The 19,198-nt window shown below is 66.3% G+C and carries 12 protein-coding genes; 7 read left to right on the plus strand and 5 right to left on the minus strand.

Going from position 1 to position 19,198, the window contains the following annotated elements; all coding sequences use genetic code 11:
• Nucleotides 1-45: 45 nt before the first annotated feature.
• Nucleotides 46-5,475 (plus strand): M36 family metallopeptidase, encoded by a 5,430-nt coding sequence (locus Q5H92_RS20655; protein ID WP_305013453.1) that lies wholly within the window; start codon nucleotides 46-48, stop codon nucleotides 5,473-5,475.
• A gap of 77 nt (nucleotides 5,476-5,552) precedes the next feature.
• On the opposite strand, the gene Q5H92_RS20660 is transcribed toward Q5H92_RS20655, so the two are convergent.
• Nucleotides 5,553-6,269, minus strand: coding sequence for an HAD family hydrolase (locus Q5H92_RS20660; protein ID WP_305013454.1), 717 nt, complete (start codon nucleotides 6,267-6,269; stop codon nucleotides 5,553-5,555).
• Nucleotides 6,270-6,428: 159 nt separating this feature from the next.
• On the opposite strand from Q5H92_RS20660, the gene pafA reads away from it, so the two are divergent.
• From pafA to Q5H92_RS20680, 4 genes are all read left to right on the plus strand, one after another.
• A complete protein-coding gene (gene pafA / locus Q5H92_RS20665; protein ID WP_305013455.1) occupies nucleotides 6,429-8,135 on the plus strand; it encodes an alkaline phosphatase PafA in 1,707 nt (568 codons plus the stop codon).
• A 204-nt stretch (nucleotides 8,136-8,339) separates the two neighbouring features.
• The gene (locus tag Q5H92_RS20670) at nucleotides 8,340-8,891 is read left to right on the plus strand and encodes an inorganic diphosphatase (RefSeq protein ID WP_305013456.1); all 552 of its coding nucleotides are present in this window, start codon (nucleotides 8,340-8,342) and stop codon (nucleotides 8,889-8,891) included.
• Nucleotides 8,892-8,939: 48 nt separating this feature from the next.
• On the plus strand, nucleotides 8,940-9,623 hold the full coding sequence (locus Q5H92_RS20675) for a DUF6766 family protein (RefSeq protein ID WP_305013457.1): 684 nt from the start codon (nucleotides 8,940-8,942) through the stop codon (nucleotides 9,621-9,623).
• Nucleotides 9,624-9,844: 221 nt separating this feature from the next.
• The gene (locus tag Q5H92_RS20680; protein WP_305013458.1) at nucleotides 9,845-10,723 is read left to right on the plus strand and encodes a UbiA prenyltransferase family protein; all 879 of its coding nucleotides are present in this window, start codon (nucleotides 9,845-9,847) and stop codon (nucleotides 10,721-10,723) included.
• A 104-nt stretch (nucleotides 10,724-10,827) separates the two neighbouring features.
• Here Q5H92_RS20680 and Q5H92_RS20685 read toward each other — a convergent pair whose 3' ends face one another.
• Nucleotides 10,828-12,354, minus strand: coding sequence for an NAD(P)H-hydrate dehydratase (locus tag Q5H92_RS20685; protein ID WP_305013459.1), 1,527 nt, complete (start codon nucleotides 12,352-12,354; stop codon nucleotides 10,828-10,830).
• A 31-nt stretch (nucleotides 12,355-12,385) separates the two neighbouring features.
• Here Q5H92_RS20685 and Q5H92_RS20690 point away from each other — a divergent pair, with 31 nt between their 5' ends.
• A complete protein-coding gene (locus tag Q5H92_RS20690) occupies nucleotides 12,386-12,925 on the plus strand; it encodes an RBBP9/YdeN family alpha/beta hydrolase (RefSeq protein WP_305013460.1) in 540 nt (179 codons plus the stop codon).
• Between the two features lie 129 nt (nucleotides 12,926-13,054).
• On the opposite strand, the gene Q5H92_RS20695 is transcribed toward Q5H92_RS20690, so the two are convergent.
• Both Q5H92_RS20695 and Q5H92_RS20700 read right to left on the minus strand, forming a co-directional pair.
• On the minus strand, nucleotides 13,055-13,543 hold the full coding sequence (locus Q5H92_RS20695) for a hypothetical protein (RefSeq protein ID WP_305013461.1): 489 nt from the start codon (nucleotides 13,541-13,543) through the stop codon (nucleotides 13,055-13,057).
• On the minus strand, nucleotides 13,537-14,433 hold the full coding sequence (locus tag Q5H92_RS20700) for a hypothetical protein (RefSeq protein WP_305013462.1): 897 nt from the start codon (nucleotides 14,431-14,433) through the stop codon (nucleotides 13,537-13,539). Before Q5H92_RS20700 ends, Q5H92_RS20695 begins: the two co-directional genes overlap by 7 nt.
• A 221-nt stretch (nucleotides 14,434-14,654) precedes the next feature.
• On the opposite strand from Q5H92_RS20700, the gene Q5H92_RS20705 reads away from it, so the two are divergent.
• Complete coding sequence (locus Q5H92_RS20705; RefSeq protein ID WP_305013463.1) at nucleotides 14,655-18,107, plus strand: trifunctional glycoside hydrolase family 18/polysaccharide deacetylase/glycosyltransferase family 2 protein; 3,453 nt, start codon at nucleotides 14,655-14,657, stop codon at nucleotides 18,105-18,107.
• A gap of 201 nt (nucleotides 18,108-18,308) precedes the next feature.
• On the opposite strand, the gene Q5H92_RS20710 is transcribed toward Q5H92_RS20705, so the two are convergent.
• Entirely contained in the window at nucleotides 18,309-19,178 is an 870-nt protein-coding gene (locus Q5H92_RS20710; RefSeq protein WP_305013464.1) for a polysaccharide deacetylase family protein, read from the minus strand.
• Nucleotides 19,179-19,198 lie beyond the last annotated feature (20 nt).

The raw sequence follows: 19,198 nt of genomic DNA on the forward strand, positions 1-19,198 counted from the left end.
TGTACGAAGACAGTTTTTTTCTTATTCTAAACTAATCCTTTGCTGATGAGAAATATCTACGCTCATTGCTTGGCAGCCGCGGGGCTGCTAGTGGCTGTCTGGCAGCCCGCCAGGGCCCAATCCGGCTCGGCTCAGCAAGCCACCGAACTGGCCTGGCAAACGCGCCAGCAATGGACCAGCTCCCCTGTGGCGGTGGCAGACCTGCGCATTTCCAGCGCCCACACCGAGGCGCCGGGCCTGCTCTACGCCTACCCACAGCAGCTGCAGGCCGGCATCCCGGTCTACAACCAAATAGTGACGCTGGTTTTCAAGAACGGCAAGCTGGCACACCACGCGGGCAGCTTTGTGCCAGCCAAGGCCTTTGCCGGCTTGTCGGCCGTGCCCCAGGTACCGGCCGCGCGGGCGGTGGCTACGGCGCTGGCTACGCTGCCGGGCCATCCCGACGTGCGCCCCGCCGCCCAGGACAGCCCCGCCGGCCCCGACCAGCAGCAGCGCTTCGCTCCGGCTGGGGTGGCGCGCCGGCCCATTGTGGCCCGGCTGGTATGGGCCCGGGATAAAAGCCAACAGCTGCACCTGGCCTGGAACGTGAACGTGGACGTGATAGCCTCCGCCGACTGGCTCAACATCCGAGTGGACGCCGTTACCGGCCGGGTGCTGGAACAGGACAACTGGACAGTGAGCGAAAAAGCCGCCCACCCGGCTACCACGCCCGCGCTCCGGCCCGTGGCCGGTGCTGGCCCGGCCCGGCCCGCCGCTGCGCCCGCCTGGCGCGGCCCAAGCGGCGCGAAAAGCACGCTAACGGTGACGCCGGCCAGCTACTTGGTGGTGCCCTTCCCCGGCGAGCGGCCCGACGTGACGCCCATCACCACCGACACCAATCCCTGGCTGCGCGCCGGCGCCGGCAACGCCGCCACCACCCACGGCTGGCACTTTGATGGTACCACCAACTACACCGACACGCGTGGCAACAACGTGTGGGCCTACGACGACAGCCTGAAGCAGAACGCCCCCGGCCGCCTGGTGCCCTCGACCGGCACGGGCAGCTCGCTGGTGTTCAACTACCTGCCCGACTTCACCAACAAGCCCACGCTGGGCAAGAACCGCCGGGGCGCCACCGTGAACCTGTTCTACTGGAATAACCTGATTCACGACGTGCTGTACCAGTACGGCTTCACGGAAGCCAGCGGCAACTTCCAGACCGATAACCAGGGCCGGGGCGGCGTGGGCGGCGACTACGTGCAGGCCGAAGCTCAGGACGGCTTGGGCGTGAACAACGCCAACTTCAACACCCCGCCCGACGGCACCCGAAGCCGCATGCAGATGTACCTGTGGAACCCGGTGACGGCCAACGCCATGGAGGTGACGGCCCCGGCGGCCATTGCCCGCACCTACACCGTGGCCGAGGGCGCTTTCAGCACTGCGAACCTGCTGGCCAACAAGGGCACCATCTCCGGCACGCTGGCCTACTACACCGACCCCGGCACGGGCACGCACAACGCCTGCACCTCGCCCTCGACGACGAGCGTGAGCGGCAAGATTGCGCTTATTTACCGCAATACCTGCATGTATACCATCAAGGTGAAGGCGGCCCAGAACGAGGGCGCCATTGCGGTGGTGATGATAAATAACGTGGCCGGTGCGCCCGTGACGATGGGCGGCACCGACAATACCATTACCATTCCGGCGGTGATGGTGTCGCAGGCCGACGGGGCCCTGCTGGCCGGGCAGCTCGACGGCGGGGCCACCGTGCAGCTCACGCTGCGCCCCCCACTGCAGCTCGACGGCGACCTGGACAACGGCATCATCACCCACGAGTACGGCCACGGCGTGAGCAACCGCCTCACCGGCGGCGGCAGCAACGTGAGCTGCCTGGGCAACGCCGAGCAGGCCGGCGAGGGCTGGAGCGACTTCTTCGCCCTGATGATGACCACCGACTGGACCACGACCCAAACCACCGACGGCACACGGGCCCGGCCCATGGGCACCTACGTGCGCGGCCAGGCCGCCACCGGTGCCGGCATTCGCAGTTACCCTTACAGCACCAACTTGAGCGTGAACCCGCTCACCTACGCCAACATGGCGACCAACACGGAGGTGCACGCCATTGGCGAAATCTGGACCGCCACGCTCTGGGACATGACCTGGAACATCATTCAGCAGCAGAACAGCATCGAGCCCAACCTCTACAACAGCGCCAGCACCGGCGGCAACGCCGTGGCCCTGCAACTGGTGATGCAGGGCCTGAAGCTGCAGCCCTGCGAACCCGGCTTCCTCGACAGCCGCGACGCCATTCTGGCGGCCGACTCGCTGCTCTACAACGGGCGCTACCACTGCGCCATCTGGGGGGCCTTTGCCCGGCGCGGTATGGGCTACAGCGCCCGCGAGGGCTCAAGCAACAGCGCCTCTGACCAAACGGCCGCCTACGACGTGCCCGGCGTGCGCCTGCGCCGCCGCAGCACCCCGGTGGTGGGCAATCAGTTTGCCATCAACCTCACCGCCACCTGCGAGTGCCAGACCCAGGCCCCGGTGTCCATCACCGACCAACTGCCCACCGGCCTTCAATATATCAGTAGCCCGGGCGGCACGCTGGGGGCGGGCAACACCGTCACTTTCTCCGGCCTGAGCTTCACCACCGGCCAGCAGCGCACCTTCCAGATTGTGGCCCGAACCGCCACCGGGGCGGGCTGTGCCGTGACGACTCCGGTGAATGATGACCGCGACGGCAACACCGCGGGCAACTTCACGCCCGCCGTGGTGACCAGCGGCGGCGGCAACGCCTGGGCCGCCACCACGGCCCGCGCCCACGGCGGCACCAGTGCCTGGAATGTCGGCGACCCCAACACCACTTCCGACGTCACCCTGACGTCGGATGCGTTCACGCCGGGCGCCTTCTCGGTGCTGACTTTTTACCACTACTTCAACTCGGAGGCCCAATACGACGGCGGCATGGTAGCCATCTCGGTGAACAACGGTGCCTGGCAGGACGCGAATGCGCTGTTCCTGCAGAACGGCTACAACAACGTATTCGCCTCGGGCACGGCTTCGGTGGGCAAGCCCTGCTTCGCCGGCAAGTCGTCGGGCCTGGAAGGCGCGGCGGCCTTCCAGCAGTCCGTCATCAACCTGGCCTCGTTTAGCGGGCAGTCCATCCGGGTGCGCTTCCAGTTCCAGTCAGATTCGAACAACCCCTACGGAAATGCTCTGCCGGGCTGGTTCGTCGACGACATCCAGGTGCAGAGCGGCTGCGGCGGCCTGCAGCAGGTGCAGCTGCTCAACAACGCGGGCACCGTGACGGGCAGCTACGCCCAGGCCACTTTCCTCACGCCGCTGGTGGCGCCCGTCATCACCCTGCTCAACCCGAACAGCGGGCCGGTGGGCACCAGCGTCACCATCACGGGCACGGACCTGGCCAACGCCACGGGCCTGACCCTGAACGGGGCGGCCATCGCCGTGGGCGCCATCACGGCCAACACTGCCAACAGCCTGACCTTCACGCTGCCCGCCGGTGCCACCACCGGCCTGCTGACCGTGACCACGGCCGGCGGCACCAGCAACGGCCTGACCTTCACGGTGACGCTGCCGGTGGCTACCTGGACGGGCGCAATGAGCACCGACTGGTTTACAACCGGCAACTGGACCGGCGGGGTGCCCACCATCTCGCTCGACGCCACTATCTCGGCTTCGGCGCCGAGAATGCCAAACATCAGCAGCGGCACGGCCTCCGTCCGCAGCCTGACCCTGAACTCGGGGGCATCGCTCACGCAAAGTGGCGGCACGCTCGACGTGCGAGGCAGCCTGACCAACAACGGCACTTTCACTGCCACGGGCGGCACCGTAGAGGTGGGCACCACCACGGCGGCCAGCATCCTGGGCAGCAGCAATACCCGCTTCTGGAACGTGACGGTAGGCGCCAACGGGGCGCAGCAAAGCACCTCGGCCAATACCTCGGTGCAGCGCGTGCTCACGCTCAACGGCATCCTCGCCACCAACGGCAACCCGCTCACGCTGGAATCGAGCGCCACGGGCACGGCGATGGTTGTGAACAACGGCAGCAACGTGGTGAACGGTCCTGTGACGGTGCAGCGCTACATCGCGCCCGACCTGAACCCGAACCGGGGGTACCGCCACTTCGCGGCGCCGGTGGGCAATGCCACGGTGGGCAGCCTGGCCACGGCCAGCTTCACGCCGGTGGTGAACCCGGCCTACAACGGCTCGGCTACGCCGGGCTTGGTAGTGCCCTTCCCCATCGTGTATGGCTACGACCAGGGCCGCCTGGCCACGGCGTCCAACAACCTGAACGCCTTCGACAAAGGTTGGTACTCGCCCGCGGCGCTGAGCACCCCGCTGGCCGTGGGCCAGGGCTACACCGTGAACGTGCCGGCCAACCAGACCTTTAGCCTGACGGGCCCGCAGAACAACGGCAACGTGGTGCTGAATCTGGCCCGCAACAGCGGAGCCACGGCGGCCGACGCCGGCTGGCAGCTGATTGGCAATCCCTACCCCTCGCCGCTGGACTGGTCGCAGGTGCAGGACGCCGAACGCCCCGGCCTGGACCCCGCGCTGTATGTCTTCGCCAGCGACAACCCGGCCAACGCCTACGTGGGCACGTACAGCACCTACAACAACGGCATCGGCAACGCCAACCCGGTGCTGCCGCTGGGCCAGGGCTTCTTCGTGCGCGTTTCGACAGGCCAGACGGCGGCCGTGCTCACGCTCAAAAACAGCCACCGCCCCACCGCCTACACCAGCCCCACCTACCACCGCAACGCGGCCGAAACCCGGCCGCTGGTGCAGCTTACGCTGCGCGGGGCTGCGGCGGGCACGGCGTCGGACGAAACCTTCGTGTACTTCGAGGCCGGCGCCACGGCTGGCATCGACTCGCAGTTCGATGCCGTGAAGCTGCCCAACAGCACGGGCCTGAACCTGGCTTCCTTCGCCGCCGGCCAGCAGCTAGCCATCAACGGCCTGCCCCCCGGCAGCACCGCTACGGTCACCGTGCCCTTGTTCATCGGGCTGCCCGCCACGGGCACTTACACGCTGAACGCGACGCAGGTGCTTAACTTCTCGGCCGGCGCCCAGCCTTTCCTGCGCGACCTGCAGCTGGGCACCCTCACTGATTTGAGCGTGAGCCCGACCTACACCTTCACCCAGAATGCGGCCAACACCACCCCGCGCTTCGAACTCGTGTTTGGCCCGCAGGCCGTCCTGAGTACGGCATCGGCCGCGCTGGCCGCCCAAGTGAGCGTGTTCCCCAACCCGGCTAGCAAAGCCGTATTTGTGGAGCTGCCCGCCGTGTTAGGCCGCAAAGCCGTAGCGGTGGCGTTGGTTGATGCGCTGGGCCGTGCGGTGCACACGCAGGTGCTGCCGGCCGGTCCGGCCACGCACACGCTGCCGCTCAACGGCATCGCTGCGGGCGTGTATTCGCTGCGCCTGCAAACCGAGGCGGGCGTCATCGTGAAGAAACTGGTGGTGGAATAGCCGCCCTTTTCAAGGTCCTGAAAAAAGGCCTCGACTGCGCTGGCAGCCGGGGCCTTTTTCGTGAACGAGGCTGGCGTCTAGGTCAGCTGCATGTAGTTGCGCTGGGCGCGCTGCTTGTCGGGCTTGGGCGCGGTGGGCTGCTCGGCCAGCAGCTCCAGCAGGCGCTGGGGCGCGAGCTCGGTGAAATCGTTGATGACGGTGAGCGGGGCCTGGAAGGCTTTGGCCGGCAACGACGAGGCCACGGCCACGCAGCGCATGCCGGCCTTGTAGGCGGCCTGCTCGCCCAGCACGGCGTCCTCGAACACGATGCAGGTTTCGGGAGCGGCTTTCAGCTTGGCGGCCACTACGGAGAAAGTGTCGCCGTGGGGCTTGCCGCGGGCCACGTCGTCCTTGCCCACCACCACGTCGAAGTGGCGGCGCAGGTCGAGGTGGTCGAGGATGTAGGCAATGGTTTCGGGCGGCGAGCTGGTGCCCAGGCCGATGGCGAAGCCCGCCGCCCGGGCCGCCTCCAGAAACGGCACGAGGCCGGGCATGGCGCGCCGCTGGCTCCAGTACAGGGTGCGGTAGAGGAACTCGCGCTGCGAGGAATACTCCTGCAGCTGCTTCTCGGGCACGGGCTTCTGGAACACGGTTTTGAGGATGTTGGTGGCGGGCATGCCGTTGAGGCGCTGCAGCAGCTTGCGGGCGTTGGTGGTCAGGCCCAAGTCGCGGAACAGGAGCTGGAAGGCGCGGGCCTGCGCCGGCGTGTTGTCGACGAGGACGCCGTCCATGTCGAAAATGAGGGTTGGGGTCATAGGGAGTAGCGCGGACTTTCAGTCCGCGGGTCAGTAAGGCCGTGTATTCGCGGACTAAAAGTCCGCGCTACGGTGCAGGGGCGGTTTGGCAACCCTGCCTACGCATTATGGGGGAGCGGCGGCGGTATCTTTGCCCGGCTTTCGCTCTTTTGCTGATTCATGAAGAAGACCATGCTCCTGGCTTTGTTGGCGTTGCCAATGCTAGCCGCCAAGCCCGAAAAACCCCTGCCGCGCCCCAAGCTGGTCGTCGGCATCGTGGTCGACCAGATGCGCTACGACTACATCTACCGCTACTGGAGCAAGTACCCGGCCGGCGGCTTCCGGCGTTTGCTGGGCGAGGGCTTTAGCTACGCCAGCTGCCACTACAACTACGTGCCCACATACACCGGCCCCGGCCACGCCAGCGTATACACGGGCACCACGCCGGCCGTGCACGGCATTGTGGGCAACAACTGGTTTGAGCGCGAAACCGGCAAAGGCACCTACGTGACCGAGGACAAAACCGTGCGAGCCGTGGGCGGCACCGAGGCCGCGGGCCAGATGTCGCCGCGCCACCTGCTGGCCACCACCATCACCGATGAGCTGCGGCTGGCCACGAATTTCCAGGCCAAAACCATTGGCGTGAGCATGAAGGACCGGGGCAGCATCCTGCCCGCCGGCCACGCCGCCACCGCCGCCTACTGGTACGACGGCACCAACGGCGCCTTCATCAGCAGCACGTTCTACCAAGCCGCTTTGCCGGAGTGGGTGGCGAAGTTCAACGCCGCCGGCCACGCCGCTGAGTATCTGAACAAGCCCTGGAACACCCTGCTGCCCATCGCCGACTACACCGAAAGCTCGCCCGACGACGTGGCCTGGGAGGCCGCCTTCAAGGGTGAAACTAAGCCCGTGTTTCCGCACGATTTGCCGGTGCTCTCGGCCGGCGCGCCCGCCTCGGTGGCGCCCGCCCTCAAAAACTCGGGCGACGCCAAAAACCCTCAGACGCCTAACCAGAACCTCGACCTTATCCGCAGCACGCCCTTCGGCAACAGCCTGACGACGGATTTCGCCCTCGAAACCCTGCGCCAGGAGCAGATGGGCCAGCGCGGCATCACCGATTTCCTGGCCATTAGCTACAGCAGCACCGACTACGTGGGCCACCAGTTCGGCCCCAACTCCATTGAAGCCGAAGATACCTACCTGCGCCTCGACCGCGAGTTGGCCCGCCTCTTTGAGGCCTTGGATAAGCAAGTGGGCAAGGGCCAGACGCTCGTCTTCCTCACCGCCGACCATGCCGCCGCTCACGCTGTAGGCTTCAACCAGGCCCACCGGCTGCCCGGCGGCGGGGTGGGCTCTAGCGTTATCCGCGACTCGGTGCAGCGCGCGCTGGTGCGCCAGTACGGCGCCGGCCAATGGGTGCTGAGCTACGAAAACCAGCAGGTGTACCTCAACCGCCCGCTGCTCAAAACCAGGAACATCGACCTCGGCAAGGCCCAGGCGGCCGTGGCCGCCGCCCTGCTCACGCTGCCCGGCGTCACGCAGTCGCTCACGGCCCTGGATTTGCAGCGCGCCCACTGGAGCGAGGGCCTGGGCATGTACCAGGAAAACGGTTTCTACGCCCCACGCTCTGGCGACGTGCTCACCGTGCTGGCCCCCGGCTGGCTGGAGGCCTATTCGTACCCGGTGGTGAAGGGCACTACCCACGGCTCGGCCGGCGCTTACGATACGCACGTGCCACTGCTGTTCTGGGGCTGGGGCGTGAAGCACGGCGAGTCGGCGGCCGCCGTCCACATCACCGACATTGCGCCCACCATCGCGCAGTTTCTGCACATTCAGGAGCCCAGCGGTTGCTCGGGCGTGCCCCTGACGGAAGTGCTGGGCCGGTAGCCGGTGCCCGGTCGGCCCGCCTGGGGCGGGCCGACCGGGCACCGGCTACCGGCCAAATGTGATTTCTTCGACCGGTCGGCCCGCCTAGGGCGGGCGGACCGGAGCCCTGCGTCTGGTTTCATCCGGCTTTAAGTACCAAACTACCTTTCCCGCGTGTAATTTTGACCACCCCAACCGCCAGGCAGGCGGTTGTTTATCCCTCTTATGACCCATTTTAACCCCTGGCACGACGTGTCGCGCGGCGACGAGACGCCCACCATCGTGCAATCCATCATTGAAATACCCAAAGGCAGCAAGGGCAAGTACGAGCTCGACAAGGAAAGCGGCCTGCTGAAGCTTGACCGCGTGCTGTTCTCGGCCGTGCACTACCCCGCCGCATACGGCTTCATCCCCCAAACCTACTGCGACGACAAGGACCCGCTCGACATTCTGGTGCTTTGCTCGGTCGATATCGTGCCCATGTGTCTGGTGGAAGCCAAAGTCATTGGCGTAATGCAGATGGTGGACCAGGACGAGGAGGACGATAAAATCATCGCCGTGGCCGCCCACGACATCTCGGTGAACCACTACAACGACATCTCGGACCTGCCCCCCCACACGCTGCTCGAAATGCAGCGCTTCTTCGAGGACTATAAGGCTCTGGAACACAACAAGCACGTGGTAGTGGAGCGCTTCATGGGCAAGGAAGACGCCTACCGCATCATCAACGACAGCATCAAGCTCTACCAGGACACCTTCGGCGACCGCAAAGCTTAACCGCTACGGCCGACCTTTCTTTTTGGGAGATGCCCGTAAAGGCGAAGCATGGCTATACAACGCCCCGCTTCGCCTTTTTGGCGTTTTTTATACGAGAACAGCCTCATTATTGTCGTCCTGCTGCTCACGCTGGGCACGCTGGCCGGCCAGTTTGCGACAGGTTGGCACGACTACAACGACGAGCTGCGGGACATGGGCCTGGCCCAGCTCTCGGCCGGGCAATACTTCCAATCCGGCCACTTCCTCGAAGCCACGTTTGAGAACTGGGAAAGCGAGTTCCTGCAAATGGCGCTCTACGTGCTGCTCACCGTGTGGCTGCGGCAGCGGGGCTCTTCCGAGTCCAAGAAGCTGTACGAGGAGGAGGAAGTGGATGCCGAGCCCGACCAGTCCAAGAAGGACGCGCCCTGGCCCGTGCGGCAGGGCGGCCTGGTGCTACTGATGTATCGGAACTCCCTGAGCATCGCGTTTTTCGGGCTGTTTTTACTGTCGTTCTACCTGCACGCCCGCGGCGGGGCCGAAGTTTACAGCATTGAGCAAGTGCACGATGGCAAGCCCGCCGTGAGCATCGCGGAGTACATGGCCACCTCGCGCTTTTGGTTCGAGTCGTTGCAGAACTGGCAGAGCGAATTCCTCAGTATCCTGAGCATCGTGGGCCTTAGTATCTTCCTGCGCCAGCACGGCTCACCCGAAAGCAAGCCCGTTGATGCCGCCCACGGCGAAACGGGGAAGTAAGAGTACTTGCCGCATGGAATTGTTTGTCATCCTGAGCATTCTGCGATTCAAGCAGAGACGCAGGCCCTTCTCATGCCTGAACAAGTCGTTCCTTCGCGAGAAGGTCTTTCGTCTCTGCTTGAATCGCAGAATGCTCAGGATGACAGATGCCCTAACCGGAGAGTGACAGACGCTTTCACAGGATGACAGGCGCTGTCTTGGCCCCGCTTTACCTTAGCTCCGTGGATTCTCCTGCTTCCCTGGCCGCGCCCGTTGCCGCCCGCCCGTTGCTGCGGCGGGTGCTCGATGCCGTGCTGTTCAGCAGCGTCTGGCTGGCCGGCGCGGCGGCGGTGCAGACGGCAGCCTCATTCCGGCGCTGGCCGCCTGAGGGCGTGAACGGCCGCGTGGTGGCGCTGGTGTTTGCCGCCACGCTCCTAGTGTACAACCTCGATGCTGTGCTGCCCTTCAAGCACCGGCAGCCGGCAGCGGGCTCGGGGCGCAAGGCCTGGCAGCAGCGGCACCGCCGGGCGCTGGCGGTGCTAGCGGGCGCGGCGGCGCTGGCGGCTGGCTACTTTTTCCTGGCCGATGGCTGGTGGCATTTTCTGCCTGCGCTGCTGCCCCTTACGGGGCTGGCGCTGCTGTATTCGTGGCCGCTGGTGCGCTGGCAGGGCCGGCGCCGCGCCGTGCGCGAGGTGCCCCTGCTCAAGGGCTTTCTGATTGCGGGCGTGTGGTCGGCCATCACGGTGGGGCTGCCCGCGCTGGCCCTGCACCGCCCCTTGGCCGAGGCCCTGGGTTTGCTGGCGCAACGTTTCGCGCTGGTACTGGCCCTCACCATCGTCTTCGACATCCGCGACCTGAGCCGCGACCGGGCGGCCGGCACTCGCACTTTTCCGGTGGTGCTGGGCGTGGCCGGGGCCAAAGCCGTGGCGCTGGCCTTCCTGGCAGTAGCCATGACGTTCGGCTACGAGCGCGGTATGCCGCCGCTGGGGCTGGGCCTCACGACGCTGGCGGCGGCGGCCGTCATCCTGCTGGCCGAGGAGCGGCGGAGCGACTACTTTTTCGCCCTGCTGGCCGATGGCGTACTGCTGGTGCCGGCCGTGCTGTATCTGGTGGGCAAGTAACACATGCTTCAACTTGCGCCGGAATCGAGGCACCCGTAGCGTGTACTCTGCGAGTCCGCGTATCGCCGGAACGTTCGCCCAGGCGCGGACTCGCAGAGTCCACGCTACCCCTCCACCAGCGCCGGGCCGATGTGCCGCACAATGTCGCCCGCCACCAGCCCGGCCGGCCCGGTGTGCGCGGCGGCCAGGTCGCCGGCCCGGCCGTGGGCGTACACGCCCAGCCGCGCCGCCTCGAAGGCCGGCAGCTGGGCGTGGGCACGCAGGGCCAGCAGCACGCCCGTGAGCACGTCGCCGCTGCCGCCGGTGGCCATGCCGGCGTTGCCGGTGCTGTTGAAATGCAGCTCGCCGGTGGGCGTGGCCAGGCAGGTGTAGGCGCCTTTGAGCACCACCAGGCACTTGTGCTGCCGGGCGAAGTCGCGCAACAGCTCCAGGCGGTGGTAGTCGTCGCGGGTGGGCCCGGTGAGGCGCTCGAACTCCTTGGGGTGGGGGGTGAGGACCGTGTTTTCGGGCAGTAGCCTGAGCAGCGCACGGTGGCTGCCGAGCAGGTTCAGCGCGTCGGCATCGATGATGAGAGGCAGGAGCTGACCCGTTTTTTCGAGCGGTTTGCCGGCCGCTTTCAGCAGCTTGCGCAGCACGGCGAGGCTGGCCGCTTCCTGCCCCAGGCCGGGGCCGATGCCTACGGCTTGGTAGGGTTTTAGCTCCGGCAATTCGCTGATGAAATCGGTCTGCTTGTCGGTGAGGCACATGGCTTCGGGCTGGCTAATCTGGAAGATGTCGTAGCCGCAGCCGGGAATGTGGGCCGTGAGCAGCCCCACGCCGCCGCGCAGACAGGCTCCCGCCGCCAGCACGGCCGCGCCCATCTTGCCCCGGCTGCCGGCCAGCAGCAGCGCGTGCCCGAAGGTGCCCTTGTGGCTGAACTTGGGGCGCGGCGGCAGGGCGCCGGCCACGGCGGCGGCATCGGTGTAGTGCCAGGGCGTGGCGGTTTGGGCGATGAAATTTTCACTCAGGCCAATATCCTCCACCTGCCATTCGCCCACGTAGTCGGCATTTTGGGGGAGCAGGAAAGCCAGCTTGGGCAGGCCGAAGCTCACGGTGTGTTGCGCCCGCACCACGGCGCTGTCGGCCGGCTGGGGCGCGTCGGCGAAGAGGCCGCTGGGCAGGTCGATGGCCACGACGCGGGCATTAGCTTGGTTGAGGTGTTGCACCAATTTGGCGGCCCCGCCTGCGAGCGGCCGGCTCAGGCCGGTGCCAAAAAGCGCATCAATGACCAACTGAACAGATGCGATTTTCGGCAGGCGGGCCGCATTGATTTCGGCTACGGGTACCGAGTTGGGCAGCAGTTGGCGGTTGTGCTGCCAGTCGGCCGACTGCTTTTCGGCAGGCAGCAGGGCCACGCGCAGGCGGTGGCCGGCGCGCTGCAGCAGGCGGGCCACCGCAAGGCCGTCGCCACCGTTGTTGCCGGGACCACAGAGCAGCAGGATTTCGCCCGCCTCGGTGGGCGTGAATCGGTTGGTAAACCACTTCACGAAGGCCGTGGCGGCGCGCTCCATCAACTCCGACGACAGCAGGTGTTGCTCCTGCATGGTGGCCTGGTCGAGCTGGCGGGTTTGGGCGGCGGTGAGGATTTTCATAGTAAAAGAAGCGGACAGGTTACTTTTGGGCATGCAGGAAAATACTCGCGTCTTCATCGTGCCCGGCCTGGGTAGCTCGGGCCCCGACCATTGGCAAACGTATTTCGAGCGAGTATTGCCGGATTGTACGCGCATCGAGCAGCGCGAGTGGGACGTGCCCGACCGCGCCGAGTGGGTGGCCCGCCTCGAAGATGCCCTCGACGGCGAAGACCTGAGCCAGGTGGTGCTGGTGGGCCACAGCCTCGGCTGCGTCACCATCGCGCACTGGGCCGGGCAATACGGCCACCGCATCAAGGGCGCGCTGCTGGTGGCACCCAGCGACGTGGAAACCGCGCACTACGCCGCTTTCCCCACCACGGGCTTCGCGCCCATGCTGCTGGCCCGGCTGCCCTTTCCGAGCAAGGTCGTGTTCAGTCAGAACGACGAGTGGGTGACGCCCGCCCGCGCCCGGCAATTCGCCGAGGCTTGGGGCAGCGAGCTGGTCGATGTTGGCGAAGCGGGCCACATCAATGCGGCCAGCGGCCACGGGCCGTGGCCGGCCGGGCTGACGCTGCTGGAGGAACTGGGGTGAGTAGAGACGCATAATTGCGTCTCGTCGTTGAACGACATCGCCTGCCCGAAACCCGAACGACACCCAAACGGCGCGGCTGATGAGACGCAAAATATTGCGTCTCTACCTCGTGCGATTTCCGGAGCAGTTTTACCGCGGCAGGCCAAGCAGGCAGGCGTGGGCGGCGGCCTCGTCGGGGCAGTGGTGGTAGCGGGTGGCGTGCGGGGCCAGGGCTTGCATCTGCGACGCGGCCAGCCGGGCGAATACCTCGGCGGGCTGTAGTACCACGGTGTGCAGCTGCTCGGGCCGCAAGCGGGTGGGGCCCATCCAGTTGGCGGTAATCCAGGCCTTGGCTTCGGGCGAGAGCGGGGGGAGGAGGCGGGCATCGGCCAGCAGGCGCTGCCAGCGGTTGCCCAGCAGCAGGGCGCCGGTGCTGGTGAGCAGCCGCGCCAGTTCGGCCACGCCCCAGGTGCCGGCCCGGTAGCGCAGCACCGCGTAGCCGGCCGGGTGCGTGAGTAATTCGCCGGCGGCGTTGGTAAACACAAGCGTGAGCGAAGTAGCGCGCATCGAGCCAACAGAATGAGGGGTGAGGCCGGGCGGCAGCGGAGCCGGAAAAGCCGCGTTCGGGCGCGTTACCATAGCCTTCGGGTGAATTCGACTGACACGTAAAACAGCTTCTCGGCATTGCCCCACTCGGGCACGTGCAGCGGCACGAGGTAGGCCGGAATGAGGGCCACGCTGCTGCGGCGCATGTCCAGCGAAACGGGCAGCGACAGCGTGTAGCCAGTGCTGGTGAAACCCGGCGTGGCGGGTGTTTCGAGCACGTTGCTGGTCTTGGTTTTGGTTTGGCCGTTCTTTTTGGTGGTGACGACCTGCTCCCGGACGTTGCGGGCCAGGCCAGCGGCATAGAAGCGCTGGGTGCCGGTGCCCAGCTCGAAGGTGGGCGTGATGGTGAGCGTGTCGTGGGCAAAAACCGGCAGCGGCAGCGCCCGCGACACGTTCCAGGTGAGCACCAGGTCGCGGGAGCCGCCGAAGAAGGCATCGGCGGTGAGGCTGGCGTAGGCGAAGTTGAAATCGTGGGCCAGGCTACCTTCCACGTTGTCGGTGACGGTGGCGCGGAGCAGCTTGCTGTCGCTGGGCACGAAGAGGTGGGTGTATTGCAGGTTCCACTCGGTGGGGCCGTGGCCGGTGCGGGCGTAGCCCAGGGTGGCCTCGTAGTCGTCGAAAACGGGCTGGTCGGGGCCGTAGGAGCTGTTGAGGTAGGTGCCGGCGTAGAGGCCCCAGCGGGTTTGGTAGGTGAGCTGGGTGCCGAGGTAGCCGTGGTCGTCGGCCGCCTCGGGGGCGCGCATGAGGTAGGCGTTGCGGTTGGCCGTGGTCAGGTCCACGATGAAGCGCGGCGGCGTGGCGGGCTTGGCGGTGGCTGGATGCGACGCGGCCAGCGAATCCGGCGGCGCAACCGGCGTTTGCGCGGCGGCGGGCCGCCACCCCGGCAGCCCCAGAAACAGCAGAAACACGAGCAGCAAGCGCATGGGTAAGCAGCAGTTAGAAACCAGAAATTCACAGCCGCCAGGTGGCTGCCAGCCGGCTCGTGGCTCGGGCCGATGAGCCATTGACCGTTGAAGTTGGGTCAAGATTAACGGGCATAAAATGAATGTTTTATGAGGTGGGTGCAGCGTTTTTTTATTCATTTTTCCTACATCTGGACTGTTGATTTTTGCCGCTTTCAATCCTCAATTCTTCTGCCCTGGCCATGTCCGCCGCCGATGCTTCCCCGCAGGTTTTTCAGAGTTTTTCGCCCCGGCGCTGGCAGCGCTTCAAGTGGGGCGCGCGCCTGGCCGTGGCGCTGCTGCTGCTGGCCGGCGCGGGGCTGGCCTGGGCCTTGTTCCGGCAGTCGGCCACGCTGCTGCCAAAGGCGTTTGGGCCCAACGAAACCTACAAGCAGATTCTCAACTCCGCCCACCTCGCCACGCTGGCCAACCGCCACAACCGCGCCTACCAGGCCCTGCGCAAGCGGCTGCCCCGCCACGCCCACGGCTACCGCGACCCGCGCGACCGGGCCGCCGTGCCGCTGGCGCAGCAGGTGCCGCCGCGCCGCCGCCCGGCCCCGGCCTTTCGCGACGGGCTGCCCATCCGGGCGGGCTTCTACGTGAACTGGGATGCGCAGTCGATGAGCACCTTGCGCCGGCAGGTCGATAAGCTGAACATGGTGCTGCCCGAGTGGCTGTTCGTGCCCGACCAGGCCGGCCAGCTCAGCACCGACATCGACACGGCCGCGCTGGCGCTGTTGCGCCGCCACCCCGGCGTGGCCGTGGTGCCCATGATTTCGAACTACTACCACGAGCAATGGAACGGCGGCAACGTGCGCCGCATGCTGGCCACCGAACGCACCCGCCAGGCGTTCATCACCAACGTGTTGCAGGCCATCCGGCGCTACGGGTTTCAGGGCGTGAACATTGATTTCGAGAACCTGAACCTTGATGACCGCGCCCCGCTCGAAGCCTTCCAGCGCGAGCTGTATGCGGCCCTGCACGCCGGCGGCTACCTCGTAACGCAGGACATCGCCCCGCTCAACGACGACTACGACCCCGCCACCCTGGCCCGCTCCAACGATTACCTCATCCTGATGGCCTACGACCAGCACGAAACCGGCAGCGCCCCCGGCCCCGTGGCCGCCCACAAGTGGGTGGAAGACATTCTGACGAAAATGGAAGCCCAGGTCGACCCGCGTAAGCTGGTGCTCGGCCTGGCCGCCTACGGCTACGACTGGCAAACCGACGGCGGCAAACGCCACATCGAAGGCACCGACCTCACCTACCAGGAAGCCCTGACCACGGCCAAGGAATCGGAGGGCCGGATTCACTTCGACAACGACACCTACAACCTCGATTTCAGCTACGCCGACGAGCACGACCACCCGCACCAGGTGTACTTCACCGACGCGGCCACCAACTTCAACGCCATGCGCGCCGCCGACGACCAGGGCCTGGCGGGCGTGGCCGTATGGCGCCTGGGCTCCGAAGACCCGCGCCTGTGGGGCTTCTTCAACCGCAGCCTGCGGGCCGATAGTTTGCAGAAATCCGGTCCCGCGTTGCTGCAGCGCCTGCGTCGCCCGGTGGGCGCCACCGACGTGGACTACATCGGCGAGGGCGAGGTGCTCGACATCCTCAGCGGCCCGCAGAATGGGCGCATTGGCCTGACGCTCGACCACCCCGACCAGCTCATCAGCGAGGAAAACTACGCCGTGCTGCCCACCAGCTACGTGGTGCGCAAGCTGGGCGTGGCCCCCAAAACCGTGGTACTCACCTTCGACGATGGTCCCGATGAAACCTACACGCCGCAGGTTATCAGCATCCTGAAAAAGGAAAAAGTGCCGGCCGCCTTCTTCGTGGTGGGCGAGAATGCCGAGAACAACGTGCCGCTGCTGCGCCAGCTCTACGACGACGGCTATGAGATTGGCAACCACACCTTTTCGCACCCCAACATTGCCAACGTGAGTTCGGCCCGCGCCGAACTGGAGCTGAACGCCACCCGCCGCCTCATCGAGTGCGTGACCGGGCACAGCACCATCCTGTTTCGGCCGCCCTACAACGCCGACTCCGAGCCGCAGAGCCTGCAGGAAGTGGAGCCCATCATGCTGGCCAAGCACGAAAACTACCTCACCGTGGGCGAAAGCATCGACCCGCAGGACTGGCGCAAGGGCGTCACGGCCGACGAGATTTTCGACCAGGTGGTGAAGGAGCAGGCCAACGGCAGCGTGGTTCTGCTACACGACGCGGGCGGCGACCGCAGCGCCACGGTGGCCGCGCTGCCGCGCATCATCCACTATTTCAAACAGCGCGGCTACCGCTTCATCACCGTGTCGGAGCTGATGCACAAGCCCAAAGCCGAGCTGATGCCCGCCCTGCCCGCCGGCCCCGACCGCGACCTGGCCGAGGCCAACTGGGCCACCGTGGTGGGCCTGTATTTCCTCGAGCACGGCCTCTACACGCTCATGCTGCTGGGCATCATCCTCACGCTGGGGCGGCAGCTGGCCGTGGCCGCGCTGGCCTGGGTACAGCACCGCCGCACCCGCGCCCGCGAGGCCGCCGCGCCCGCGCCGCCCGCCGAAACCGCCGGCCAGTGGCCCCGCCTGAGCATCATCGTACCCGCTTATAATGAGGAAGTAAACGCCGTGCGCAGCCTCGAAAGCCTGCTGCGGCTCGACTACCCCGATTTTGAGGTGGTGTTTGTCGACGACGGCTCGAAGGATGCCACCCACGCGCTGGTGTCGGCCGCCTTCGCCGACAACCCGCGGGTGCGCGTCCTCACCAAGCCCAACGGCGGCAAAGCCTCGGCCCTGAACTACGGCATTGCCCGCGCCGCCAGCGACTTCGTGGTCTGCATCGACGCCGATACCCAGCTCGACCCGGCCGCCCTGCGCCACCTCATCAGCCACTTCGATTCGCCGCAGGTGGGGGCCGTGGCCGGCAACGTGAAGGTGGGCAACGAGCGCAACCTGCTCACCCGCTGGCAGGCCATCGAGTACATCACGAGCCAGAATTTCGACCGCCGCGCCTTCGAGCTGCTGGGCTGCATCACGGTGGTGCCGGGGGCCATCGGCGCATTCCGCACCGAGGCGCTGCGGGCCGTGGGCGCCTTTACCACCGACACGCTGGCCGAGGACTGCGACCTCACCATCCGCCTGCAACGGGCCGGCTACGGCGTCACCTACGCCCCCCGCGCCCTGGCCGTGACCGAAGCGCCCGAAACCGTAGGCATGTTCCTGAAGCAGCGCTTCCGCTGGTCGTTCGGCATCATGCAGTCGTTCTGGAAGCACCGCGCCGTATGCCTCAACCCGCGCTACGGCGCGCTGGGGCTGGTGGCCTTCCCCAACCTGCTGGTGTTCCAGCTCATCCTGCCCTTTCTCAACCCCTTGGCCGACTTGCTGATGCTGTACTCGCTGTTTACCGGGCAGGCTGGGCCGGTGCTGGGCTATTATCTGGCCTTCTTGCTGGTCGATGCCGCGGCCGCCGCGCTGGCGTTCAGCTTCGAGGGCGAGCGCCGGAGCCGGCTGTGGGGCCTGCTGCCTCAGCGCTTCGTGTACCGCCAGCTGATGTACGTGGTGCTGGTGCGCTCGGTGCTGCGCGCCATCAAGGGCGAATTGCAAAGCTGGGGCGTGTTGCAACGCACGGGCAACGTGGTGGCGCCGGCTTCATCGTTCTAGCGGGCGCCTCACCCCCCGGCCCCCTCTCCCAAAGGAGAGGGGGAGCCTGACGATTCTTGTAGCATAAGCTTTAGCTTGCACGGGAGCTGAAACGTTCTATCAGGCACAAACTAAAGTATGTGCTGCAAACGCAAAACCGGTGCCCCCTCTCCTTTGGGAGAGGGGGTCAGGGGGTGAGGCGCCCATTAGAACGACAAACCCCTACCGCCCGCGCAGCGGGAAATCCTGCAGGCGGGCGAACTGGTAGCCCTGGGCGCGCAGGACTGGAATGATGTCGCGCAGGGCCTCGGCGCTGTTCCAGGCGGGGCGGTTGAAATGCATGATGACGATGGCGCCGGGCCGGGCGCCCTTCACCACGTTTTCGGTGATGGCTTCCTTGGGGGTGCCCGCCACGGCGTCGCCCGAAAGCACGTCGAAGCTGAACATGGTCACGTCGAGCTGCCGGGCCAGGCGGGCGCAGGCCTCGTCGGTGAAGGCCGTAGCCGAGCGGAAAAAGCGCGGCGCCCGCCCCGTAATCGCCTGAATCTTGCGGCGGTTGGCCTCAATCTCGTCGAAGGCATCGGCCGCGTCGGGCGTGCCGCGGATGCCGTACTCGCTTTCGCCGTCGATGGAGCAGGGGCGGTGGTTGAAGCCATGGTTGGCGATTTCAAACAGCGGGTCGCGGGCCAGCTCGCGGAAGGTGGCCAGGTTGCGGTCAATCCAGCGGCCGCTTACGCAGAGCGTGGCCGGGATTTTTTCGCGGCGCAGGTAGTCCACCAGGTCGGCGTCATAGCCGCTGCCGTGGGGGCCGCCGCAGGCATCGAAGGTGAGGGCGATGATGCGCTGCTGGGTGGTCAGGTCCTCGTCCACGCCCTGCACAAACTCGCCCCACTGCCCCGGCCGGGCCGTGGCGAAGACGCGGCTCACGCGCTTTTTCAGGCCGGTGTAAGCCGTGTCGGCGTAGAGGCGGCGCAGGAAAACGGCGTTTTCGTAGGGCGACACCGGGACCGGGGCCGCTTTTTGGGCGCTAGCGACCAGGGCGCCGGCGCAGAGCAATGTAGTGAGGGGGAAACGGAGGGAAAACGCGCGCATTGGTAATCAGGTAATTGGTT

Origin of the sequence: Hymenobacter mellowenesis, assembly GCF_030581005.1 — a bacterium.
In the GTDB taxonomy this organism is placed as follows: Bacteria; Bacteroidota; Bacteroidia; order Cytophagales; family Hymenobacteraceae; genus Hymenobacter; species Hymenobacter mellowenesis.